The organism is Pseudooctadecabacter jejudonensis (assembly GCF_900172275.1).
GTDB classification, from domain to species: Bacteria; Pseudomonadota; Alphaproteobacteria; order Rhodobacterales; family Rhodobacteraceae; genus Octadecabacter; species Octadecabacter jejudonensis.
In genome coordinates, this window is sequence record NZ_FWFT01000001.1 from 775,238 (window position 1) to 796,966 (window position 21,729).

At 60.8% G+C, this 21,729-nt stretch carries 25 protein-coding genes and 1 tRNA gene; 11 read left to right on the forward strand and 15 right to left on the reverse strand.

Going from position 1 to position 21,729, the window contains the following annotated elements; genetic code table 11:
* Window positions 1–47: 47 nt before the first annotated feature.
* The 3 genes from PSJ8397_RS03650 (at window position 48) to hisH (ending at window position 2,082) form a co-directional block, all read left to right on the forward strand.
* Entirely contained in the window at window positions 48–743 is a 696-nt protein-coding gene (locus PSJ8397_RS03650) for a hypothetical protein (protein WP_085863175.1), read from the forward strand.
* Between the two features lie 116 nt (window positions 744–859).
* A complete protein-coding gene (gene hisB / locus PSJ8397_RS03655) occupies window positions 860–1,447 on the forward strand; it encodes an imidazoleglycerol-phosphate dehydratase HisB (protein WP_085863176.1) in 588 nt (195 codons plus the stop codon).
* Window positions 1,444–2,082 (forward strand): imidazole glycerol phosphate synthase subunit HisH, encoded by a 639-nt coding sequence (gene hisH / locus PSJ8397_RS03660; RefSeq protein ID WP_085863177.1) that lies wholly within the window; start codon window positions 1,444–1,446, stop codon window positions 2,080–2,082. The genes hisB and hisH overlap by 4 nt, the downstream gene beginning before the upstream one ends.
* Before the next feature lie 63 nt (window positions 2,083–2,145).
* On the opposite strand, the gene PSJ8397_RS03665 is transcribed toward hisH, so the two are convergent.
* Window positions 2,146–2,532: a DUF2147 domain-containing protein gene (locus PSJ8397_RS03665; RefSeq protein WP_085863178.1), complete on the reverse strand. Its 387-nt coding sequence runs from the start codon at window positions 2,530–2,532 to the stop codon at window positions 2,146–2,148.
* A gap of 134 nt (window positions 2,533–2,666) precedes the next feature.
* Between PSJ8397_RS03665 and hisA the strand changes: the two genes are divergently transcribed.
* Window positions 2,667–3,386 carry a 1-(5-phosphoribosyl)-5-[(5-phosphoribosylamino)methylideneamino]imidazole-4-carboxamide isomerase gene (gene hisA / locus PSJ8397_RS03670; protein ID WP_085863179.1) on the forward strand — a complete coding sequence of 240 codons (720 nt, stop codon included), beginning with the start codon at window positions 2,667–2,669 and terminating at the stop codon, window positions 3,384–3,386.
* Between the two features lie 26 nt (window positions 3,387–3,412).
* Here hisA and PSJ8397_RS03675 read toward each other — a convergent pair whose 3' ends face one another.
* A complete protein-coding gene (locus tag PSJ8397_RS03675; RefSeq protein WP_085863180.1) occupies window positions 3,413–3,715 on the reverse strand; it encodes a hypothetical protein in 303 nt (100 codons plus the stop codon).
* A gap of 232 nt (window positions 3,716–3,947) precedes the next feature.
* On the opposite strand from PSJ8397_RS03675, the gene hisF reads away from it, so the two are divergent.
* From hisF to PSJ8397_RS03690, 3 genes are read left to right on the forward strand one after another with little or no spacing between them, the layout of a single operon-like run.
* A complete protein-coding gene (hisF, locus tag PSJ8397_RS03680; protein ID WP_085863181.1) occupies window positions 3,948–4,706 on the forward strand; it encodes an imidazole glycerol phosphate synthase subunit HisF in 759 nt (252 codons plus the stop codon).
* 1 nt (window position 4,707) lies between these two features.
* On the forward strand, window positions 4,708–5,010 hold the full coding sequence (locus PSJ8397_RS03685) for a phosphoribosyl-ATP diphosphatase (protein WP_085863182.1): 303 nt from the start codon (window positions 4,708–4,710) through the stop codon (window positions 5,008–5,010).
* Window positions 5,007–5,300: a Dabb family protein gene (locus tag PSJ8397_RS03690; protein WP_085863183.1), complete on the forward strand. Its 294-nt coding sequence runs from the start codon at window positions 5,007–5,009 to the stop codon at window positions 5,298–5,300. Before PSJ8397_RS03685 ends, PSJ8397_RS03690 begins: the two co-directional genes overlap by 4 nt.
* A gap of 349 nt (window positions 5,301–5,649) precedes the next feature.
* Here the strand turns inward: PSJ8397_RS03690 and PSJ8397_RS03695 are convergent, their stop codons facing one another.
* The 5 genes from PSJ8397_RS03695 to rlmB all read right to left on the reverse strand — a co-directional run bounded on the left by PSJ8397_RS03695 (window position 5,650) and on the right by rlmB (window position 8,523).
* A complete protein-coding gene (locus PSJ8397_RS03695) occupies window positions 5,650–6,114 on the reverse strand; it encodes a CoA-binding protein (RefSeq protein WP_085863184.1) in 465 nt (154 codons plus the stop codon).
* Between the two features lie 183 nt (window positions 6,115–6,297).
* Entirely contained in the window at window positions 6,298–6,765 is a 468-nt protein-coding gene (locus tag PSJ8397_RS03700) for a YHS domain-containing (seleno)protein (protein ID WP_085863185.1), read from the reverse strand.
* Window positions 6,766–6,836: 71 nt separating this feature from the next.
* The gene (locus PSJ8397_RS03705; RefSeq protein ID WP_085863186.1) at window positions 6,837–7,292 is read right to left on the reverse strand and encodes a YHS domain-containing (seleno)protein; all 456 of its coding nucleotides are present in this window, start codon (window positions 7,290–7,292) and stop codon (window positions 6,837–6,839) included.
* 117 nt (window positions 7,293–7,409) lie between these two features.
* Complete coding sequence (locus tag PSJ8397_RS03710; protein WP_085863187.1) at window positions 7,410–7,733, reverse strand: hypothetical protein; 324 nt, start codon at window positions 7,731–7,733, stop codon at window positions 7,410–7,412.
* Between the two features lie 16 nt (window positions 7,734–7,749).
* Entirely contained in the window at window positions 7,750–8,523 is a 774-nt protein-coding gene (gene rlmB, locus PSJ8397_RS03715) for a 23S rRNA (guanosine(2251)-2'-O)-methyltransferase RlmB (RefSeq protein WP_085863188.1), read from the reverse strand.
* Between the two features lie 112 nt (window positions 8,524–8,635).
* Here rlmB and PSJ8397_RS16985 point away from each other — a divergent pair.
* Window positions 8,636–8,719, forward strand: a tRNA-Tyr gene (locus PSJ8397_RS16985).
* Between the two features lie 369 nt (window positions 8,720–9,088).
* On the opposite strand, the gene PSJ8397_RS03720 is transcribed toward PSJ8397_RS16985, so the two are convergent.
* From PSJ8397_RS03720 to PSJ8397_RS03730, 3 genes are all read right to left on the reverse strand, one after another.
* Window positions 9,089–9,883 (reverse strand): ATP-binding cassette domain-containing protein, encoded by a 795-nt coding sequence (locus PSJ8397_RS03720; RefSeq protein ID WP_235000558.1) that lies wholly within the window; start codon window positions 9,881–9,883, stop codon window positions 9,089–9,091.
* Window positions 9,880–10,965, reverse strand: a complete 1,086-nt coding sequence (locus tag PSJ8397_RS03725; RefSeq protein WP_085863189.1) for an ABC transporter permease — start codon at window positions 10,963–10,965, stop codon at window positions 9,880–9,882. Before PSJ8397_RS03725 ends, PSJ8397_RS03720 begins: the two co-directional genes overlap by 4 nt.
* A gap of 120 nt (window positions 10,966–11,085) precedes the next feature.
* Entirely contained in the window at window positions 11,086–12,105 is a 1,020-nt protein-coding gene (locus PSJ8397_RS03730) for a sugar ABC transporter substrate-binding protein (protein WP_085863190.1), read from the reverse strand.
* 172 nt (window positions 12,106–12,277) lie between these two features.
* Here PSJ8397_RS03730 and PSJ8397_RS03735 point away from each other — a divergent pair, with 172 nt between their 5' ends.
* Window positions 12,278–13,474, forward strand: coding sequence for an ROK family transcriptional regulator (locus tag PSJ8397_RS03735; RefSeq protein ID WP_085863484.1), 1,197 nt, complete (start codon window positions 12,278–12,280; stop codon window positions 13,472–13,474).
* Between the two features lie 62 nt (window positions 13,475–13,536).
* On the opposite strand, the gene PSJ8397_RS03740 is transcribed toward PSJ8397_RS03735, so the two are convergent.
* From PSJ8397_RS03740 to PSJ8397_RS03760, 5 genes are all read right to left on the reverse strand, one after another.
* Window positions 13,537–14,748, reverse strand: coding sequence for a DUF1501 domain-containing protein (locus PSJ8397_RS03740; protein WP_159453084.1), 1,212 nt, complete (start codon window positions 14,746–14,748; stop codon window positions 13,537–13,539).
* Between the two features lie 18 nt (window positions 14,749–14,766).
* Entirely contained in the window at window positions 14,767–16,872 is a 2,106-nt protein-coding gene (locus PSJ8397_RS03745; protein WP_159453085.1) for a DUF1800 domain-containing protein, read from the reverse strand.
* A gap of 107 nt (window positions 16,873–16,979) precedes the next feature.
* A complete protein-coding gene (locus PSJ8397_RS03750; RefSeq protein ID WP_159453086.1) occupies window positions 16,980–18,371 on the reverse strand; it encodes a sensor histidine kinase in 1,392 nt (463 codons plus the stop codon).
* Window positions 18,364–19,032 (reverse strand): response regulator transcription factor, encoded by a 669-nt coding sequence (locus PSJ8397_RS03755; RefSeq protein ID WP_085863194.1) that lies wholly within the window; start codon window positions 19,030–19,032, stop codon window positions 18,364–18,366. Before PSJ8397_RS03755 ends, PSJ8397_RS03750 begins: the two co-directional genes overlap by 8 nt.
* A gap of 23 nt (window positions 19,033–19,055) precedes the next feature.
* Complete coding sequence (locus PSJ8397_RS03760; RefSeq protein ID WP_085863195.1) at window positions 19,056–19,583, reverse strand: hypothetical protein; 528 nt, start codon at window positions 19,581–19,583, stop codon at window positions 19,056–19,058.
* A 94-nt stretch (window positions 19,584–19,677) separates the two neighbouring features.
* Between PSJ8397_RS03760 and PSJ8397_RS03765 the strand changes: the two genes are divergently transcribed.
* Window positions 19,678–20,676, forward strand: coding sequence for a hypothetical protein (locus PSJ8397_RS03765; RefSeq protein WP_085863196.1), 999 nt, complete (start codon window positions 19,678–19,680; stop codon window positions 20,674–20,676).
* A gap of 197 nt (window positions 20,677–20,873) precedes the next feature.
* Window positions 20,874–21,662, forward strand: coding sequence for an alpha/beta hydrolase family esterase (locus PSJ8397_RS03770; RefSeq protein ID WP_085863197.1), 789 nt, complete (start codon window positions 20,874–20,876; stop codon window positions 21,660–21,662).
* Window positions 21,663–21,729: the final 67 nt, after the last annotated feature.

Genomic DNA, 21,729 nt, shown 5'->3' on the forward strand with positions numbered 1-21,729 from the left:
CAAAAACGGTCTGTTGCCCATTAAGAAACAAACAGAAAGCACAGGACATGATCGCGACTGATGCAACACGACCAGAGGGATGCGCAAAGGTAAACCCCGCATCTGTTCAAGGATTGAGCGAGGCCGAAGCCCTTGCCAACCTCACCCAGTACCGCATGCGCCCGCACCGTGGGTTCGAGGCCCTGCGTCACAACACCCAGCTGTGCGCCAACGGCCAAATTGCGGCGGCTTTGGTCGAATGTGCCATCGCCGTGGGCCGTCTGGATGTCGTGGACATCGCCTTGCCCCTTGCCGATGACCGACATGGTTTGCTGGCCGCGATGGCCGCAATGGCCGCAGGCAATCCCGCCCGCGCGCTGGATCATCTGGGCCCCCTGCCCGATCCGGACGCAGGCCTTGACCGGGCGCGCTATCTGGGTGTGTGGCTGCGTGCCTCTCTGGCGGCTGGCACCTACCACGACGCCGTGAAAGTTGTACAAATCTGGGCGCGCGATGCCGCAGGCCCCCGCCAACCCTACCGTGTGATGGCACGCGCCCTGGCCGATATGGGCGATCCCCGTGCCGAACGATGGTTCGAACGGGCCTTCGCCGTCTCTGGCCAAAGCAACGCCGCCCGCCTTGATCTGGCCGAATACCTGATCAGCCAAGGCCGGACAGAGGCCGCCCGCTATCAGTTGACCGCCATGAAAGACGTCCAGGGCCGCACCGCCCGCCGTCAAGAACGGATGCTGCGCAGGATCTGACGCACGCGCTGTGTGGCGTTGCCGCATGGGTCGCGCAGTTTTCGCGCGGCCCCGCTTGGCGCGCCGCGCCTGCCCGTCTATACCGCGCCCAATCGACAGGCATTCAGGACACCCCCATGCGCAGCGCAACGATCACCCGCACAACCGCCGAAACCGACATCTCCGTCACGGTCAATCTGGACGGCACCGGCGCCTATGACAATCAAACCGGCGTGGGCTTTTTCGATCACATGCTGGATCAACTGGCCCGCCACAGCCTGATTGACATGACCGTGCGCGCCACGGGCGATCTGCACATCGACGATCACCACACGGTTGAGGACACAGGCATTGCGCTGGGTCAGGCCCTGGTTCAGGCCTTGGGCGACAAACGTGGAATCAACCGCTACGGCGATTGCCATCTGGCGATGGACGACGCCCAGGTGCGTGCGGCCCTTGATCTGTCGGGCCGGCCCTATCTGATTTGCAACCTCGATCTGCCCACCGCCAAGATCGGCACGTTTGACACCGAATTGGTGCGCGAATTCTTTCAGGCGCTCAGCACCCACGGCGGCATCACCCTGCACATCGACAAACTACACGGCTTCAACAGCCACCACATCGCCGAGGCCGCGTTCAAATCCGTGGCCCGCGCCCTGCGCGTGGCCGTTGAAACCGATCCGCGCAAAGCCGACGCGATCCCGTCAACAAAGGGCGCGCTGTGAGCACCGTTCTGATCGATTACGACAGCGGCAACCTGCACTCCGCGCAAAAGGCGTTTGAACGCATGGCGGCTGAGACAGGCGCAGGCGCCGTGCGGGTGACGTCCGATCCGGACGTTGTTCGTACGGCTGACCGGATCGTGCTGCCCGGCGACGGGGCCTTCCCCCACTGCCGCGCGCAACTGCATGGTGTCTCAGGCATGGCCGACGCCGTGCGCGAGGCGGTTGAGGTTCACGCAAAACCCTTCATGGGCATCTGCGTGGGCATGCAAATGCTGGCCACCCGTGGCTTTGAATACGAAGAAACTCCGGGCTTTGGCTGGATCGACGGCGAAATCCACAAAATAACGCCAGCCGATCCTGCCCTGCCTGTCCCGCACATGGGATGGAATGATCTGGTCATCGAACAGGATCACCCCGTGCTTGCGGGCCTCAAAACCGGCGATCATGCCTATTTCGTGCATTCGTGGCAAATGCGCATGGGCGCGCCAGACCAACGGCTGGCCCATTGCGATTATGCGGGCGATGTCACGGCCATTGTGGCCCGCGACACGATCATCGGCACGCAATTCCACCCTGAGAAAAGTCAGGATGCTGGCCTGCGCATGATTGCCAATTTCCTAAGCTGGACACCCTGACCGCATAGTAAAAGGGCCAAAGCCGATCCCGACTTTGGCCCCAATCCTGTCCGTCAGATACGGTTACTGACGTGTCCACGTCCCGCCATCGCGGCAAATGCCCAGCACACAGCCATTGACCGACAAGGTGTTGCCGCTCAACTGCAAACGGGAATTGTAGGTGCGGTCCCGGTCTGGCGAATAGACCTTGCCGCGGTATTCTCCGCCGCCCTGCGCCACAGTCTGGGAAATGATCTGTCGGCCCACATTGGGGGACGACATCTGGTTGCCGTTGGCGTCAAACGCCTGCACCAATGTCCCGCACAGCGCCGCCCCACACGGCGCCACCTGGATCAGGCCGCTGTTGCCGTTGTCGTCTTTGGCCGTGCGCCACATGCCCTCAAGCGGGTCCGCCGCAGCAGCCCCAGCCAAGCCCACGATTGCGGCCAATGTCAGTGTCAATGTCTTCATTTTGGTCTCCTCCCTGAGATTGCGCCCATCTTGGCCCTGCCCCGCGATTCCAATCAACAGTGACGTTAGGTCCACCGGTGCCGGTTGCACCCGCGTTCTGCCCGTGCATAAGGGGCCAAACGAAAGGAAATGCCATGATCCTCTATCCCGCGATTGACCTCAAAGACGGCCAAGCCGTGCGCCTTGTGCACGGGGATATGGATCAAACGACCGTCTTCAACGACGATCCCGCAGCCCAAGCGAAAGACTTCGTCGCGGCGGGCTGCGAATGGCTGCACCTTGTCGACCTGAACGGCGCCTTCGCCGGTGAACCTGTGAACGCCGCCCCGGTTGAGGCGATCCTCAAGGCCTGCGCCGTGCCTGCACAACTCGGCGGCGGCATCCGCGACATGGCGACCATCGAACGCTGGTTGGACAAAGGCCTCGCCCGTGTGATCCTTGGCACAGTCGCTGTGGAAAACCCCGATCTGGTGCGTGACGCGGCCCGCGCCTTCCCCGGCCAAGTGGCTGTGGGCCTTGATGCACGCAACGGCTTTGTCGCCACCAAAGGCTGGGCCGAGGAAACCGATGTGCAGGTCACAGACCTCGCCAAGTCGTTCGAAGACGCAGGGATTGCCGCAATCATCTACACCGACATCCTGCGCGACGGCGCTATGAAAGGCCCCAATATCGATGCAACCGCCGATCTGGCCCGCGCGGTCGACATTCCTGTTATCGCGTCGGGCGGTGTGTCGTCGTTGGGGGATTTGCAGGCGTTGAAATCCACCGGCGTGATCTCTGGCGCGATTTCAGGCCGCGCGCTTTACGATGGCGCGATTGACTTGGAACAGGCCCTATCGGCCCTGAAATCCTGATCCATCGCGTGTGATCCGCCCGAAAGCTAGTTGAAGGGTGTCATCGGGGTCAGTCCCACAAGGGACGATACATCAACCCCGAACGATCTGCGCGCCGTCCTGTTGGCATCGGCCAATTCAAAAAGACGGGAGCGTTCCGCGTCCAAAACGATCAACGCCTCCGCGTCGAAAACCGTCACCAGGCTATTGGTCCGGGATGTGGGGGAGGACGCTGCCGCTGACGCGAACGGCACATCCTCAACCGAGGTCAGCATGACAGTGTCGGCCTGCGCCTGTGTCAGCCCCAGAAAGGCAGCGGCCAGTGACGCGATGAAGATGTGACGGCGCATGTGGATATTCCTTTTGTTCTGCGTTCAACGTACCACAGCACATAAGGTTCCCCCCCATCACGACCCAGTGTTGTTTCACGCCCTCACACCAACGTGCAACCGACGTGCAAACTGACATATAAGGCGCGCCCGAACGCCGTGCCAACCGCCGACTGCCCGCACACAGGCACCCTGCTTTGCACACCCCACACCGCCCCTTCCCCTCACCCGACTTTACGCCTAAACCTGCCTCATGTTGAAAACCCGCATCATCCCGTGCCTTGATGTCGCCGACGGTCGTGTCGTCAAAGGCGTCAACTTCGTCGACATCGTTGACGCGGGCGACCCCGTGGAATCCGCCATCCGCTACAACGACATGGGCGCGGATGAGCTGTGCTTTCTCGACATCATGGCCACCGAAGAAAACCGCGGCACCATGTACGATCTGGCCACCCGCACGGCTGAGGCGTGTTTTATGCCGCTGACCATCGGCGGCGGCGTGCGCACCCACGAAGACGTGCGCAAATTGCTACTGGCGGGGGCCGACAAGGTGTCGTTCAATTCGGCCGCCGTGGCCAATCCGGATGTCCTGACCGAGGCCGCGTTGCGCTTTGGCTCCCAATGCATCGTCTGCGCCATCGACGCCAAGACAGTGGCACCCGGCCGGTGGGAAATCTTCACCCACGGGGGCCGCCGCCCCACCGGCATCGACGCCGTGGAATTTGCGCTGACAGCTCAGGCCAAGGGCGCTGGGGAAATCCTGCTGACGGCCATGGACAACGACGGCACAAAATCGGGCTTCAACCTGCCGCTCACCCGCGCAGTCACCGATGCCGTGGACATCCCCGTGATTGCCTCAGGCGGCGTCGGCACGCTCGATCATCTCGTCGATGGCGTGACCAAAGGCGGCGCCTCGGCCGTGCTCGCCGCATCGATCTTTCACTTCGGCACCTTCACCATCCCGCAAGCCAAGGCGCATATGCACGCCGCCGGCGTTCCCGTAAGGCTGTGACATGAGCATCCAAAACCTCGCCCAAACCATCGCCGCCCGCAAAGACGCCGATCCCGCCACCAGTTGGACAGCCAAACTGCTGTCCCAGCCCGACAAGGCCGCCGAAAAGTTCGGCGAAGAAGCGGTTGAGGCGATCATCGAGGCCACCAAAGGCAACCGCCGCAAACTCACGGCTGAGGCCGCCGACGCGCTCTACCATCTGCTCGTGATGTGCGCGGCCCATGACGTCACACTGGCCGATATCGAAGCCGAACTCGAAGGCCGCACCGCCCAATCCGGCCTTGCAGAGAAAGCCAGCCGATGATCCGCCACATCGCCTTTTTCTCCGCCATCGACCCCGCAGATCTGGATGAGATTGAGGCCGGCCTCTGGGTTCTCAAAGACAACCCCCACGCCCTGTCCTTTGCCGTGCACCGCAACCTCAAGCTCGACGAAATCCCAGGCCCCCACCCCGATTTCATCGTCATGGCCGACATCAAAGACGAAAACGCGCTCGCCGCCTACAAGGCCCATCCGCTTTATGCCGAAAGCATCCGCCGCGTCCGCCCCCTGCGCGACATCCGCGTCGCCGCCGACATCACGATCGACACATAATCCGCGTCCCACCGAAATCGGGCAGCGCGCTCTGGATCAATGCACCTCGCCGGTTTCGCTGTTTCAAAAACATGCAACCCCCTGACCGCGCGACCATCAACACCATCCGCCGGCATCGTTTCGCTGTTTCAGAAATATGCTGCGGGGGTCTGGGGGTGCAAAACCCCCAGGGTGGATCGCGGGTCTGGGGGTGCAAAACCCCCAGGGTGGATCGCGGGTCTGGGGGTGCAAAACCCCGAAGGCGGATCTGGGGTCCGGGGGTACAAAACCCCGAAGGCGGATAGCGGGTCCGGGGGTACAAAACCCCAAGGGCGGATCGGATGGGGCGCAGCCTCATCCGACCTCGCGCTCACAACTTCGACGACACGACACCAGTGTTGAACCCACCCATCCGCAACTCGCCAAACAACCGTTGATATTCGATCTTCGGGCAGCGGTTCTCGATCACGGTGACACCGCGCGCCTCGGCCTGTGCGGCGGCCTGCGCGTGCTCCACGCCGATCTGCATCCAGATCGTTTGCAGCTGCGGCCAGCGCGCCAACGCCTCCTCCACAATCGCAGGCACAGCCTCGGACCGGCGGAAAATATCGACCATATCCACATCAAACGGAATGTCAGACAAACGTGCGTAAACCGTTTCCCCAAACAACGTCTGCCCCGCCAGGCCAGGGTTCACAGGCACCACCCGGAACCCCTTCAGCGACAAATACCGCGCAACAAAATAACTCGGCCGGACGGGGTTCTTCGACACCCCCACAACCGCCACAACGGACGCACGGGTCAGAACAGATTTCAGCACTTGATCAGAATACATGTCCCCTCCTACCCCAAAATCAGCCCACAAAAAAGCGCCTGAGATGTCGGAACACCTCAGGCGCAAGTGTGGAACGAGGGACAATGAAACAAAGCGGTCAAGGTTCCAATCAACCGCCATCACATAAACCGATGTAGGCAGGCGAAGGCGCGGATAAAACCCGTCCTCGCACACCTGTGATCATCACTCCAGGACCCGCGGCCAGTTGGCATCCCCTTTGGAGATATTGCCAGGAATATCCCGCGCCCAACGTCGCTGAATGCGGCGCGAATAATTGAGGTAAAGCTTACCCTCCACGATCTCCCACGCCTCTGGCACGGTCGACGCGGTGTAGCCCTGCGCCACGGCCCAGGCACAATAGCCGCCGTATTGCGGCGCGTAAGCCTCTGGGTCGGCCAAAAATGTTGCGCGGTTCTCGGCACTGGCAAAATACCACGTGGTGCCGTTCCACTCCGCCGTATGCTCGGCTGTCCCGTAGACCGGCGCGCCTTGGATAAAATAGGCCACCGGATCGGCGCCTCTGATGGCCACGGCATCATCAGAATAGAACGCAGGCTCCTGCGCGCGCGCAGCTGTCGCGAAACTCAAAGCAATGGGGGCCGCAACCACCGCCGTCAAAATCCCTCGGCGGGACACTGTTGGTGTCGACATGACGTACTCCAAGAGGGGGAAACCACCATCGGGATAGGGCTTTGCCCACCCCGATGATCAAATCGTAAGGCTTACGCCAGCACGCCGGGCCAGTTGGCATCGGCCTTGGCAATGTTGCCGGGGATATCTTCAGACCAGACCTGACGGACATTCACAGAATAGTTCAGGTACAGTTTGTCATCCACGATCGACCACGCCTCAGGCACGCTGGTCGCGATTGATCCGCGTGACAAGGCAAAGGCGCAGTAGCCGCCGTATTGCGGGGCATAGGCCGCAGGATTGCCCATGAAGGTCTCCATGTTCTGGGCGCTGGCAAAATTCCAGGTCGCACCCTCCCATTCCAAGGCATGGTCCGCAGACCCGATCACCGGGGCCCCTTCGGTAAAGAACGCCACGGGATCTGCACCGCGAATGGCAACGCCACCATGGATGAAGACGGAAGGCTTGGCCGCCAGTGCAGGGCGTGCAAACAGGGCGGCGGCGGGGGCGGCTGCAGCGGCAGCCAACAAAGTACGACGGTTCAGCATTTTGATAGTCCTTTGGATTGCGTGTTTCGTTGCATCCTATTTGGACCAGCCTGAATTATAAAAATACCCGACCTCTCCGTCTCGTGACCGAATGTGGGGCGGATGTGTGCAGATGTTTCAATCGATAATATCTTCGATCACATCCCAGGCTTCTTCCACAAAATGCCGAAACAACCCTTTGCGTTTCTTATGTTTTTTCGCCTTCCGCGCTTTGGGATGCGGCTGTTTGGGGTGGGTCGGTTTGGGCGCACTCTGGGCCGCAGGGCGGGCGGGTGTCGCGGCACGCGCAGTCGCCCCCCCGGCCCCTTTTCGTAACATTTTCAGATCATGCAGCGGCGCGCCACAGCTTGAACAGGCCAGCTCATGCCGGTCCCGCCCCTGCAACACCAACGCCGCACGGGTGCCGCAGTAACAACAGGTGGCAATTTTCTCTGCGGGCATGGGCGGTCCTTATGCGTCAGGGTTTAACTGCATATAGGGCCACGGCCGCCGCATTTGAGACGTTAAGCGAGCCAAATTCGCCCGCAAAGTCGATTTTCACCAAAGAATCGCACGTTTCTTTAGTTTTGTCCCGCAATCCCGGCCCCTCAGCCCCCAAAACAAGGGCCACCGCACGGTCGCGTTTTCCCGCAACGGCGTCTTCGATGCTCTCATCCGCCTCACCGTCCAGCCCCAACACCAGATAACCCATGTTCTGCAATTCGGTGATCGCATCCGCCAGATTGCGCACGCGAATATAAGGCTGTCGTTCCATTGCCCCACTGGCCGTCTTGGCCAATGCGCCCGTTTCGGGGGCCGCATGGCGCGACATCGCCACCACGGCCTGCGCGCCAAACACCTCAGCGGAGCGCAAGATCGCACCCACATTGTGCGGATCGGTGACGCGGTCCAGCAGCACCACCCGCGGCGGGCGCGTCCCGTCCCCCATGCAGGCCTCAGCCAAGGGCCCCCAATCCAGCGGTTTGACCTCCAACGCCGCCCCCTGATGCACGGATTGTGGATCAATGGGGGCCGCAAACTTGCGCGGATCGCTCATCTCAGGCTCGGGCCCGTGGGCCACCGCATCACCCAAACGGTCCAACGCATTGCGCGTCACCACCAACCGCAGCTTTTGGCGCGCGGGGTTCATCAACGCATCGCGCACCGCATGCAGCCCAAAAAGCCACACGGTCTGCGCCGCCGCTGCCCGCTTGGCCTGCTCTTTTTCGACGACCCACTTGGGCTTTTTCATCGCGTTCTCCGATCCGTTTTGTCCCTCATGCGGGGGATTTGAAAAAACCGCAAGCCAATGCACAGAATTGAGGTTGACGCCCCATAGGCCCACAGCTATTCACGCCGCCAGTGGGCGACAGGCCGCAAGGTGTGGCAGGGGACTGTAACTCCCTCGCGGAGACGCACGCCTGGTTCGATTCCAGGGTCGCCCACCATCGACAAACATCAAGGGTCTCACGGCGACAGGGCCCACCTGAGGTTCCCTCGCGGAGACGCACGCCTGGTTCGATTCCAGGGTCGCCCACCATTTCCTGAGCAATTCAAATGATTACGCAAAACACGCCCAAAGTTTCGGGGGCGAAATCAGTGACTCCACCACCCAGTCATTCCAATCAGGCGCGTTTCGCATCACCCCCGTTCGAGGCTGCCAGAAACGGAACGGCACCTTATCCAATCCGACACCGTGCCGAATTGTGCGGTGAAACACCACGCGATCACCCCCAAGACCACTGCCCTAAGGCCACCGCGATGGCATCAACGACCGACGGACAGACCGACAATTGCCAAGCTGCCCCCAAACGGTCTTAGTTCGGTGCCTCTTTCGCGCCGGTCATGAACGCGACGGCATCGGACATCGTGTAGTCTTTTGGGTCAATCACACAGAGCCGTTTGCCAAGCCGGTGCACATGGATGCGGTCAGCGACTTCGAACACATGCGGCATATTGTGACTGATCAGGATGATCGGGATCCCCCGTGAACGGACATCCAGGATCAACTCCAACACACGGCGGGATTCTTTGACACCAAGGGCCGCTGTCGGTTCGTCCAAGATGATGACCTTTGATCCAAACGCAGCAGCACGGGCAACCGCCACGCCCTGACGTTGACCACCCGATAGCGTTTCAACCGCTTGATTTATGTTCTGGATCGTCATCAGGCCAAGCTCTGACAGCTTGTCACGGGCGATCTGTTCCATCTTCGGGCGATCCAGCTGGCGCAACCATTTGCCGCGAAAGCCAGGTTTGCGGATTTCGCGCCCCATAAACATGTTGTCCGCGATGGACAGTGCAGGCGACATGGCAAGGGTCTGGTAAACCGTCTCGATCCCCTCCTTGCGGGCATCAATGGGCGACGTGAAGTGCACCGGTTTGCCCTCAAGAAACACATCCCCCTCATCCGGGACAACCGCACCCGAGACAGCTTTGATCAGGGATGATTTGCCCGCCCCGTTGTCACCAATCACGGCGAGGATCTCTCCGGGGTAAAGATCGAAGTCACAGTGATCGAGGGCGGTCACCTTGCCATAACGTTTAACCAGTCCACGCCCTTTCAGGATGGGTTCAATCGACCCGTTCGCGATATTTTCCATCAAAGTCATGCTGAGACCTTTCTGATCCACTGATCTACTGCGACGGCCCCGATGATGAGTGCGCCGATAAGAAGGAATGTCCATTGTGCGTCAGCACCTGCAAGGCGAAGACCAAGGGTGAAAACGCCAACGATAAGGGCACCAAACAGCGGCCCCATGATCGACCCGCGCCCCCCGAACAGGGAAATGCCGCCGATCACCACCGCCGTGATGCTTTCAATGTTAAGCAGTTGACCAGAGGTCGGGCTGACAGACCCGATGCGACCGATAAGCGCCCAGCCCGCGATGGCACAGATGAACCCGGTGACAGCGTAGACCGAAATCAGGGTGCGTTTTACATTCACACCGGACAGCTGGGCCGCGTCAGGGTCATCCCCCACAGCGTAAATATGGCGACCCCAAGCGGTGTGTTTGAGGGCATAGGCAAGGAAAGCGAAAATCACCACCATGGCGATCACGCCAAAGGTGAATGTGGCCCCACCCCGCCCGTCCGCATCGGCACCGACTTTGAATGTCGTCCCAAGAAACTGAAGCAAGGGTGCGTTTTCCTCGATGTCCTGCGCACGGATCGTTTCGTTCGCGGAATAAAGGAAGTTTGCAGCCAGAACGATCTGCCACATGCCAAGTGTAACAATGAACGGCGGGAGCTTCATCACCGCCACAAGCCAGCCGTTAATCGATCCCACAACCGTGCCAAACGCCAGACCAAGGGCAACCGCAATTTCCACGGGAACCCCGTATCGGAACGTAAACTGTCCCATGATGACGCTGGACAGAACAGCAATGGCCCCCACGCTCAAATCAATCCCTGCCGTCAGGATCACAAGGCTTTGCGCGGCGGCGACGATCCCCACGATCTGCACCTGCTGCAAGATCAATGTCAGCGCGAAGGGAGACAGGAACCTCGATCCCAACAACAGCGCAAACAGGCAAATTGAAACCACAAGGACGAACAGCGGCACAAGCGCAGGGTTCACATGCAAGGCATGTTGCAACCGTGCGAGAAAACCTTTGCGTTCGCTGAACGACGCCACCTCGTCTGCTGCGGATGGCTTGATGGCGGCTTCATAATCGTCGGCGTTGCCAGACATTGGTGGGTCCCCTCGTGCAAAATTGGAAATCAAGCAGGATCATATCCCACTTTGGAAAAAGGGGCGGGAAAATGACCCGCCCCTTGTGGTGCATCTAAGATGAGATGCAGGAGGTTGGCTTTAGCCCCAGCAAAGCTCCGTGCCTTCGGCAACAGAGATGCTTTCAACACCATCGACGGGCTGATCGGTGACCAAGGCAACGCCGGTGTCAAAGAAGTCTTTGCCAGGGGTGTTCTCAGGCAATGTGCCATCTTCGGCGAAAGCGGCAATCGCTTCGATCCCAAGGGCCGCCATGCGCAGCGGATACTGCTGGGATGTGGCACCAATCACGCCGTCCGCAATGTTCTGAACCCCAGGGCAACCGCCGTCGACAGACACGATCAGAACATCGTTTTCACGCCCAATGGACCGTAGGGCTTCATAGGCGCCCGCAGCAGCCGGTTCGTTGATCGTGTAGACCACGTTGATCTCCGGATCGACGGCAAGAAGGTTTTCCATCGCGGTCCGCCCGCCCTCTTCGTTGCCGGCGGTCACGTCATTGCCAACAATGCGCGGATCGGTTTCATCGCCCCACTTATTTGGATCACCCAGATCGATGCCGAAGCCTTGCAGGAACCCTTGGTCACGCAAAACACCAACGGTTGGCTGGGACACAGCCAGATCGAGCATCGCAATTTTTGCATTGGCAGCGTCATCGCCCAGCGTTGCCGCTGCCCACTGACCGATCAGTTCACCAGCCAGGAAGTTGTCTGTCGCAAACGTGGCATCAGCCGCGTCGATCGGATTAAGCGGTGTGTCGAGGGCGATCACCAAAAGGCCGGCATCACGGGCCTGTGTCACAGCACCAACAATGGAGGATGTGTCGGACGCGGTCAGCAAGATACCGGACGCACCATCAAGGATACATGTTTCAATCGCGGCCACCTGCGTCTCATGGTCGCCATCGACCTGACCGGCAAAAGACCGAAGCGTGATGCCCGCCTCAGCGGCCGCAGCTTCTGCGCCTTCGCGCATTTTGACAAAGAAGGGGTTTGTGTCCGTTTTGGTGATCAAACACGCAGTCACAGCGTGGCCGTCGGCCATAGCGGAACCGGCGGATGTAATGGCAGCAAAAGCGGTGCCGATAAGCAACTTTTTCATGATGTCCTCCCAGACAATTGATTGGTCAGGGCCTTCCCCCGACAGTGATACGGCAGGCCTAAACCCGCCGATTTGCCGTAGAAAACGTGATTCTCAACTGACTGTCAATTAGTTAGTTAACTTTTTTTATTAATCTATTTACCTGTATTATATGGCTGTTATGGTGCAGTCCATGGAAGACGGACTCATCAGATCAATCAGTACAGGCCTCAGCCAGAAGGGTGTTCGCGATCACAACGAACGGCTTTTGTTGTCGCTGTTGCAGCGCAATGGTCCGATGCCAGGAAGCGATCTGGCCAAGCTGGCCGCACTCTCCCCGCCGACGGTCTCAAGCATCCTCAGACGCCTTGAAGGTGAAAGGATCCTTGAACGTGGCGAACCTGTGCGGGGCAAGGTCGGCAAGCCGTCGATCCCGATGCGTTTGGCGTCGAATGGCGTGTTCTCATTTGGCCTCAAGATCGGGCGAAGATCGACGGATCTGGTGCTGATTGATTTGAACGGCGGGTTGCGTGAAGAACGGCAGCTGACCTACCCCGTTCCAGTCCCCGACGACATTTTTGACTTCCTCGAAGACAGTGTCCGGAACATCACCGAGGCGATGGACCCCGATCATGCACAACGCATTTGCGGCATCGGGGTCGCAGCCCCCTTTGAGATGTGGAACTGGCCGGACCCAGCCATGGACATGTCAGCCGCATTCGCACCTTGGAAAGGGATCGATCTGCGGGCAGAAGCGCACGCCCGAACGCAGCTGCCTGTGCTCCTCCTGAACGACGCGACGGCCGCCTGTCAGGCCGAACACACCTACGGTCGCGGCAAGGAATTTCGGGATTACGCCTATTTCTTTATCGGCGCCTTCATCGGCGGTGGAATTGTTCTGAACAATTCGGTCTTCGAAGGACGCCAGGGCAATGCAGGCGCATTGGGCTCACTGCGAAGCATTGGCCCGCACGGTGAAAGCACGCAGTTGGTCGATATGGCATCGATCCATCAGTTGGAATTGCGCCTTCGAGAGGTTGATCTGGATACACAGCAACTGTGGTCTGATCCCGAAAGTTGGCATAATTTGTCACGCTATGTGGACCCATGGCTGGGCCAGACGGCCCAGGAATTGGCCAAAGCCTCACTGTCCACTTGCTCGGTCATCGATTTCGAAGCGATCCTGATTGATGGTGCCTTCCCTGACAGCGTCCGCGACGACCTTGTCAGCCGCGTTCGCCGCTATGTCGTGACCCAAGATACCCGTGGCTTGATCCAACCCCGCATTGAAGGCGGAAGCATCGGCCGCAAGGCCCGTGCGATTGGTGCCGCCACGCGACCGATCGGGGCGCAATTCATGATGCAGTCAAGCGTTGGGAACACGGCCTGAGCGAAGACGTGACCGCCACAGGCGCAATCCCGCCCCGCGCGCCCGGTCAACCGCGAAATCCCCTAGCCCAACAGCCGCAGCCCTGACGGCCCCGCCCGATAATCGACCCCGTCGATCCGCCAAAGATCACGCAGGATCGCCTGATAGACGTGGCGGTAGTCGGTCGTATGGGCCAGATCTCCATCCACCAGTCGTGTCAGATCAGGCCGCGCACCGGACAGCCCGCCGCGCACGGCTCCGCCGCTGACAAAAACGGGCGCCGCTGTGCCGTGATCCGTTCCGGCAGAGGCATTTTCCCGCGCGGTGCGGCCAAATTCCGAATAGGTCACAACCGTCACATTGCCCCACAAACCGGCATCGCGCATGGCGCCTGCGAAGGCCGCAATCGAGGTTCCCAAATCTTCCAGCAAAAAGGCGTGCTCATCGGGTTGGGCATCATGGGTGTCATAGCCCCCTTGAACGACCTTCAGCACCGGCACCTGCACGCCCGCATCCAAAAGCCGCGCCGCGGTGCGCAATTGCGCGCCCAGCTCTGTTTCAGGAAACCACCAGCGTTGCGGCCCCCGCGCAGACAGCTTGCGCAAGATCGCATCGCCTGTGACCTGCGCGCTGTCGTAACTTTTCAGGACATGATCCAGGGGCGAGGTTTGGGCCACGGGCCGCACGGCATGCCCGCCGGTCCCTGCCCCCACGTCGGGCAAATACTCCATCGTTTCGCGAAACAGATCCTCGTCGCGCATGGCCGAAAACCGGCCCGCGCCAGCAAGCGGCCCCATATCGCCGCCCAGCACCAGCCCAGCGGCATCGGTGTCTTCAAACGCAGCCGCCCCCACCGATCCGCGCGACACCCAACCGTCGCGCGCATGGCTGTCCGCCCCCATCCCCGCATTCCAAATCTCGATTGACCGGAAATGGGACCGATTTGGGTCAGGATAGCCCACCCCTTCGATGATCTGCGCCTCGCCCGCCTCCCACAGATCGGCCATGCCGCGCAGGCTGGGATGCAGCCCTGTATCACGGTCCAACATCAAGGCGTCGCGCGTGTTGATCCCGATGGTGGGCCGCAACCCGCGATAGGCGGGATCCGTGATCGGCACGACAGAATTCAGCCCGTCGTTGCCCCCCGCAAGTTCAACCAGAACAAGTGTGTTGCCGCCCGTGGGCGTGGCATTCGCGGCCTGCACAAAACCGGGCAAGGACAGCATCGGAAGGCTGGCCGCACCGACCCCCAAAGCGGACAGAAAGGCACGGCGGTTCATCTTCGAATGGCTCATCTTCATCTCCATCATGGGTTAGTTGACTTGATATTCCGGCAGCAGGATCAGCGTTCGGATCAGCGCCTCAGGCTCGCCCACGATCAGCTCATCCCGCAGGCCTTGGGCCGGGCGCGCAACCGCCAACAGCGCCTGAGCAACCCGCGCGCTTTCCAGCCCCGCCCCCGGCAAGGCATTGATCCAGTCGCGACCCGTCGCATAAGTGACCGGCGGGGCAATCGGCCTGCGGGCCGCTGCCTCCACGCCTTCAATCATGGCGTCCACGTCGGCCTCTCCCTGCCTGTAGCCCGCCAAGCCCAAGACCCGCGCATGGCTCAGCGCCGACACATAGACGCCCCCCGTGCGCCCATAGGCCTCGGCCCCCAATTCGGCAAAAACCTCTGCGCCCTGTAGGACCGCTGACAGATCCGCCGGCGCGTCGCCCTCATCGCTTTGCCTGTAGACGCGCTGGTCTGCGGTCGACGCGATAAGTGCGGGAAAATGCCCCGCAATGGCGGCAGCAAGCGCTCGATCGGCCGCTGTGTCGCCGTCCCAATAGTCGACAATCCCGTCCCAGGGCTCCAAGGCAATAAAATGCGGGTCTTCGGGGTCTCGGGGCAGGCTGACGAAACAGGTGGGTGCGCAATCGCCTGTATGGATGTAGGCCGCCGCCCAGTCTTCTGCGGCGTCATAGTCGAACCACAACGGCAAAGACCGCCAAGTCTGCCCGCCGAAACTGACATCATAAAGCACCAGCGATCCCGCCGCGCCCTCCTGCTGGGCGCGCGGCTCAAAATAGGTGGCAAAAACCTGACCGACGCGCAAATCCTCCGGGCCAAGATCGGTCTGCGACACGGGGGCCTGTGGTGGTGGCATGCGCATATCAGCCGCCTGCGTCTCCGCCGCGTCCCACATCAGATAGGTCAGCGTGGTGGCACGGCCTGCGGCGGTAGCATCGTTGATCCAGCCCACCCCCTCAGGCCAACCGCCGACGTTGGGCGGCATAAACAAGGCCTGCCCCAATTCGCCCGTCATCCAGCCCATGACACGGCCATCGGCCATCTCAAGACCCAGCGTGCGGACCGTGCCCACCATCAGATCCACCGGCGATTTCACCAGCCGCCCGCGATTGCTGGCATCCCAAAACGCATCGCTCATCAGCAGCGCCTCAACCAGCGGCGCAATCTGCCAATCCGCCGCACGCCACACCTCCGCCAGATCAGCCACCACCGCCGCGTCAGGCTGATCGGACACAAACAATCGCCACATCTTTTCAACCACATAAGGCCCGAACGCCGGATGCTCCAAAGTCAACGTCACAAGGTCATCCGCATCATACCGCCCCGTTTGCCCAAACAGGGTTTTCATCCCGCTGTCGTGTGCTGCCGCGTCAAACATAAAGACCGGCGCGCCCTCCTCTGAGACGGTATAGCCCGTCAGCGCGCGGGCGGCGGCGCGCACGTCGCCTTGCGTGTACCCGCGCCCCTCGCCCAACATGAACAGCTCCAGAAACTCGCGCGCCAGATCCTCATTCGGGGCGTCAGCTGTGTTGGTTGTGTTGCTAAGGTAGTCCAACATCGCAGGGTCCAGCAGCATGCCCTGCGCCATCGCCGCGAAATCACCCGCCGCATGGGCCCGCAAATAGGCGTTCTGACGGGCCATCCACTGGGGGTTCTCGTGGACCTCAAACGAATTGGCGAAATGATCGGCCCAAAAAAGCGTCAGCTTCTCGGTCAAGGGAGACGGCGTCGCGACCATCTCGGCCAGCCACCACGCCTGCAATGTCTCAAGCTCAACATAACGGTTGGCGTAAAACAAATCCGTCGCCGTGTCGCCCAGCGCATAAATCGCGTCATAGGGATAGGCCCAATCATCGGCCCATGCCGGCAGCGGTGTGGCGGCAGTGGTGCGCAAATCGCCCATGATCCGCGCGACACCTTCGGCGTAACTGAGACCTGTAAACGCTGTGATCTCGTGGGGTGCCGCCCCAAAGCCGGTGCGCGCCAGCAGATGGCGGGCCTCGGCGGCCGTCATGGCCTGTGGCCCCGCGAGGGCGGGCAACGGCATGAGGGCCGAGACGGTCAGCAGGCTTGCAAGAACCGCGGATTGAAACACTGGGGCTTTGAACACAGGGGCTTTGAACATGGGGATCCTCGGATAGGTCGATGATGCCCCTGACCCTAAACCATCCTTCATGGGGGGACGCGTTACAACTCACCCCTCCAAATCATACAAACCTGTAATCTTGGCCCCTAGCCTTGAAAAACAACGATAAATTCGGCCCCCGCCCCCTGTTCGGCTAGGCGAACCTCCGCCCCGTGCAGCTGCACAATGGCCTGCACCAAAGATAGACCCAGCCCGTTGCCCGGGGTCGACCGGCTCGCATCGGCGCGAAAGAACCTCTCAAAAATGCGGTCGCGGTGCACGGGCGAAATGCCGGGACCATCGTCGCCCACCACCAATGTCACGTGACCTGCGTCCCGCGTCAGACGCACCTGCACCCGCGCCGCATCGCGCGAATGCTCAAGCGCGTTTTCCAGCAGGTTCGACACGGCCTGTTCAATCAACTCTCGGTCGCCATCCAACGTGATGCCACCCGCGATCTGGGCGGTGAACGTCTTGTCCGCGTCTTCAAACGCAGGCGCATAGGCCTCACACAGCTGGTCGATGCTGGCCGACAGATCAAACGGCGCAAAGGCCACGCGGCGCTTGCCCGCCCGCACCTCCCCCAGCCGCAACAAAGCATCAAAGACGCGCATCAACTGGCCCTGTGCCGCCTCCGCCGCGTCCACATGGGCCGCGACGGCCTGCGGGTCGGCGCTGTCACGGCGGATCAATTCCAACCGGCCGCCAATATTGCTCAGCGGTGTGCGCAGATCATGGGCCACGCCGACGCTCACGCCCTCAATATTGGCAGTCAGACGTTCCACCTCATCCAGCATGGTGTTCAATCCGCCCGCCAGACGGTCAAATTCATCGTGTCGTCCAGATTGCGGGGCGCGGACCTCCATCTCACCGGCGGCCACGGCGGCTGTGGTGTCTGAGATATCCTCAATCCGGCGAAACACCCGTTTGCTCACGGCAAAGCCCGTGATCAGCGACAGCGGCAAGACGATCAGCAACATCGCCAAAGTCGCAAAAATCGCAAATGACAGCGTGTTTTCCCGCGCGGGATCCACAAAAGCCCCGATCGACAATCTGTCCCAGCCGCGCAAGACCACCGTGTTGACGCGCACAGGCGTGGTGATCTCTGGGTGCTCCAGGGTGACCACCTCCCAGCCTTCTTCGCCGTGCAGCCCGTCAAAGCCCGCCTTGGGCGTGTAATCATCCGCCCGCAGCACCCACAGCAAATCCCCATTCTCCAACAGCTCAAAAATCAGGTCATCGGACCAAATAACATCTTCGTCGTCCCCAATCGCCTCCTCGATCAGGTCCTCCTCACCTCGGCTGTAGTAGACCTCTTGGGCGTATTCGACCTCCGCCTCAATCCGCGCCACCTGGGCTGCGTCGATGCGCCAGATCATGGCCCAGCAGATGGCCCAGAGGATCGCAAGGCTGACAAGCACAAAGGCCGCGCTGGACCTCAAGATGTGTTGAAACACCGTGGATCCCAGCGTGTTGGTGGCGCGCGGACGATCAGCCAAGGACATATCCTGCCCCCCTGACTGTGCGAATAACCTCTTCGTCGAAGGGCTTGTCGACCTTGGCGCGCAACCGGCTCATGTGGGTCTGGACCAGCGATGTTTTCGGGTCGAACCTGTAGCCCCAAACCTGTTCCAACAGGATGGTGCGCGTCACGACCTCACCTGCGTGGCCCATCAGAAAGTCCAGCAGACGGAATTCAAGCGGCGACAAATCCAGATCGGTCCCCTCGCGGGTCGCGACACGGGTCACGCGGTTGATGTGCAAAGGCCCTACGGTCATCTCCGTCACCTCCGGCGTGCGCGCGGGCCTGCGTGCAATGATCTTGAGCCGCGCCAGAAGTTCGGACATGGCGAACGGTTTCAAAAGGTAATCATCCGCCCCGGCCTCCAACCCTTCAACACGGTCATGAATGGCGGTGCGGGCGGTCAACATCAAAACGGGGGTGGTCACCCCTGCCCCCCGCATCAAACGCAGCGCGTCAACGCCGTCCATGCCCGGCAACATCCGGTCCAACACAACCGCATCAAAATCACGGGTCGAAACCGCCAAGATCCCCTCCTGTGCTGCGGTGCACAGCTGCACGTCCCATCCGGCCTCTTGCAGGCCGCGTGTCAAATAGGCGCCCGTCTCGGCGTCGTCTTCGATGATCAGAATGTTCAAACCGCAGCCACCCGAAAATCGATCTAGGGAATCGCGATGGCGGCACGGTCAAACGTCGCCTCAGCCGCGGTGCCGTCGTCATAGACAATCTCAACCGTAACGGACGTCACGGACCCTGCGGGCCGGATCACATAGGGCAGAAAATTCGCCACATCCGTGATGGCATTGGGGGTTGTGGTCTCTGCATAGCAGGGCTCCATAGCCAGAACATTGTCTGCAGGGGCGCCGTTGAACCCATAGCGGATGTCCCAAAGGCCGCAGCGCCAGGCCAACAGATGGGTGAAATAGACGTAATCCTGCCCGTTGTAATCCCGCACGCCCACCCAATTGGCGCGGGTGACATCAAGGATCGGGCGCACTTCGGTCGCGGTGGTGAACCGGCCCGTGGGCGTCTGGTCTTCGGCGGGGCGGCTGGCGTCCATGTCATCGCCTGTGCCGGTGATGTCCGTGGCAGCGGTGGCACTCGGCACGACGGGTGGGGCCGCGTCTCGGCCAGGCGCGTCAATGCCCAAAGCCAACCCGAAAATATATGGAATAAACAAATCAATCACGGATCGTCCCCTTCACCCAGCCCCCCATATTGATGGGTTTCGTGCGTCTTGTGTCAGCACTATAGTCCCCCCAACAGGTGAACGGGCAAGAAAAATGGCAAAACCGAAAACAGGTGCGGATTTCGACATTGTGGCTGTCGCACAAGCGGGCCGGCTGCAATATGAGGCGATTTTGCTGGCCGCCTCCCTGCGGGCCAATGCGCCTGATTTTGCAGGGACATTGTATATTGCGGAACCACAGCCCGGTCCGCTCTGGTCCAAAAATCCGACCATGCGGGATGAAATCAAGGCGGCGTTGCAGGACTTTGGGGCCGTGATCCTGCCCTTTGAAAACGTAGCCTTCGGGGAAAGCTATCCCCACGGCAACAAGATCGAGGCGCTGTGCGCCATGCCTGCGGGCCGCGATTTTCTGTTTTTGGACACCGATACCTTGATCCTGGGCGATCTGGGCGGGCTTACGACAGATTTCAGCGCGCCATCGGCGTCGATGCGGCGCACGGGCACATGGCCCGAGGAGGAGCTTTATTGGCCAGGCTACGCGGCCACGTGGAAATCGCTTTATGATCGGTTTGGGCTGGAGTTTGAAAGCACCCTCGATCTGGATCAACCGGATGAATACTGGGAACGGTATTTGTATTTCAACGCAGGCTGGGTGACGGGCCATGATGCGCCGACCTTTGGGGCACGCTGGCGCGATTGGGCGGTGGACATCCGCGACAACCGCCCCGAAGAGCTGGTTCTGCAATCGCTGGATCCCTGGCTGGATCAGGTGAGCCTGCCTCTGGTCATCCACAGTTTTGGCGGCGGACGCCCCGGCCCGGACCTGGCGGGGCTGGACGGTGATTTGACCTGCCATTACCGCATGTTGCCGCTGCTTTATGCCCGCGAGGCAGACGCCGTGGTGGCGGCGCTGGAGGCGGTGAGTGCGCCCAACAAGGTCAAAAAATGGCTCAAGCAATACGATCCGTTCAAGCGGATGATCTATCAAGGGCGCGGCGCCAAGGTCCGTGCGCTGTTCGATCAGGATGATCTGCCCCCCCGCGAACGTCAAATCCGCAACACCATCAAGCGGGAAGGGTTCTGGATGCGGTAGTCTGGATCTGACGATCCGGTCCTGCGGACGGCGGGGGCCAAATTTTCTGACGAAAATTTGGGGCGTTTTATCGGTGGTGGACCGCTGTGTGTCATAGGTCGCGTTTGAGGTATTTTTGACCCAAAGAAGCAGGCCGTCCGCGCGCCCACGCAGGTGTGATTTTCGGATGCGCGGGCGGCGGTGTTAGGGGGGGGGATATGAGACAGCTGTTGGTGTGTTTATGGATGGGTCTGCAGGCCCCTGTTGCCCAAGCCTGCACCGGCCAGGACGCTTGTGAGTTGGGGGAGCGCAGCTATCATTTGCGCGTTCCGGACAGTTGGGACGGGGCCAGCCCCCTGCCCGTTTTGTTGCATTTTCACGGGTGGGGCCGCGCGGGTGGATTGATTGTGCGCCATGACCGGATTGCCACGGGCAAGGTGGCGGAGGATGTGCTGCTGGTGGCCCCGACAGGGCTCGGCGGATCGTGGGATTTTCGGCGGGTTGGATCGCGTGACAGTGCCTTTGCACGCGCGGTGTTGGAGGATGTGGCCGCGCGGTATCCGGTGCTGGCCGATGCGATCTTTGTGTCAGGGTATTCGTACGGGGCCTATATGGCGTGGCGATTTGTCTGCGACGATGGCGCAGATATTGCGGGTTTGCTGGCTGTGGCAGGCAGTTTTGCAGACACAGCCCCGTGTGAGGCCGCGCCGCGTGAAGTGCGCCAGGTTTACGGGTTGTCGGATCAGGTGTTGGATTTTCCTTACGGCCCCGCGGGCGAGACAGACACCCCCGTGGCCCTTTGGCGAGACCGGTTTGACTGTAACGAAGCGAACGAAAACCCCACACCGACCGAATGGAACGCGCGGTCGTTTTTGACCTTTGAGCGTCAGATATGGACCTGCGCAGGCGGACGGATTGTGCTCGACCTTCACCCCGGCGGGCATTTCATCCCCCACGACTGGATCCCCATTCAGGTGGATGAGATTTTACAAGACCAGCGGCCCTAGGAACATGTGTCCCAATCGCACCCTTTGCGTGGGTTGCGTGTTCGCACATGGGGCCAATCTTGCGAGA

Excerpts from the sequence above, each read along its gene's own strand:
- PSJ8397_RS03650 (WP_085863175.1), top strand. The coding sequence starts at position 48 with ATGATCGCGACTGATGCAACACGACCAGAGGGATGCGCAAAGGTAAAC.
- hisB (WP_085863176.1), top strand. The coding sequence starts at position 860 with ATGCGCAGCGCAACGATCACCCGCACAACCGCCGAAACCGACATCTCC.
- PSJ8397_RS03665 (WP_085863178.1), bottom strand. The coding sequence starts at position 2,532 with ATGAAGACATTGACACTGACATTGGCCGCAATCGTGGGCTTGGCTGGG.
- hisA (WP_085863179.1), top strand. The coding sequence starts at position 2,667 with ATGATCCTCTATCCCGCGATTGACCTCAAAGACGGCCAAGCCGTGCGC.
- PSJ8397_RS03675 (WP_085863180.1), bottom strand. The coding sequence starts at position 3,715 with ATGCGCCGTCACATCTTCATCGCGTCACTGGCCGCTGCCTTTCTGGGG.
- hisF (WP_085863181.1), top strand. The coding sequence starts at position 3,948 with ATGTTGAAAACCCGCATCATCCCGTGCCTTGATGTCGCCGACGGTCGT.
- PSJ8397_RS03685 (WP_085863182.1), top strand. The coding sequence starts at position 4,708 with ATGAGCATCCAAAACCTCGCCCAAACCATCGCCGCCCGCAAAGACGCC.
- PSJ8397_RS03690 (WP_085863183.1), top strand. The coding sequence starts at position 5,007 with ATGATCCGCCACATCGCCTTTTTCTCCGCCATCGACCCCGCAGATCTG.
- PSJ8397_RS03695 (WP_085863184.1), bottom strand. The coding sequence starts at position 6,114 with ATGTATTCTGATCAAGTGCTGAAATCTGTTCTGACCCGTGCGTCCGTT.
- PSJ8397_RS03700 (WP_085863185.1), bottom strand. The coding sequence starts at position 6,765 with ATGTCGACACCAACAGTGTCCCGCCGAGGGATTTTGACGGCGGTGGTT.
- PSJ8397_RS03705 (WP_085863186.1), bottom strand. The coding sequence starts at position 7,292 with ATGCTGAACCGTCGTACTTTGTTGGCTGCCGCTGCAGCCGCCCCCGCC.
- PSJ8397_RS03710 (WP_085863187.1), bottom strand. The coding sequence starts at position 7,733 with ATGCCCGCAGAGAAAATTGCCACCTGTTGTTACTGCGGCACCCGTGCG.
- rlmB (WP_085863188.1), bottom strand. The coding sequence starts at position 8,523 with ATGAAAAAGCCCAAGTGGGTCGTCGAAAAAGAGCAGGCCAAGCGGGCA.
- PSJ8397_RS03720 (WP_235000558.1), bottom strand. The coding sequence starts at position 9,883 with ATGACTTTGATGGAAAATATCGCGAACGGGTCGATTGAACCCATCCTG.
- PSJ8397_RS03725 (WP_085863189.1), bottom strand. The coding sequence starts at position 10,965 with ATGTCTGGCAACGCCGACGATTATGAAGCCGCCATCAAGCCATCCGCA.
- PSJ8397_RS03730 (WP_085863190.1), bottom strand. The coding sequence starts at position 12,105 with ATGAAAAAGTTGCTTATCGGCACCGCTTTTGCTGCCATTACATCCGCC.
- PSJ8397_RS03735 (WP_085863484.1), top strand. The coding sequence starts at position 12,278 with ATGGAAGACGGACTCATCAGATCAATCAGTACAGGCCTCAGCCAGAAG.
- PSJ8397_RS03740 (WP_159453084.1), bottom strand. The coding sequence starts at position 14,748 with ATGAGCCATTCGAAGATGAACCGCCGTGCCTTTCTGTCCGCTTTGGGG.
- PSJ8397_RS03745 (WP_159453085.1), bottom strand. The coding sequence starts at position 16,872 with ATGTTCAAAGCCCCTGTGTTCAAAGCCCCAGTGTTTCAATCCGCGGTT.
- PSJ8397_RS03765 (WP_085863196.1), top strand. The coding sequence starts at position 19,678 with ATGGCAAAACCGAAAACAGGTGCGGATTTCGACATTGTGGCTGTCGCA.
- PSJ8397_RS03770 (WP_085863197.1), top strand. The coding sequence starts at position 20,874 with ATGAGACAGCTGTTGGTGTGTTTATGGATGGGTCTGCAGGCCCCTGTT.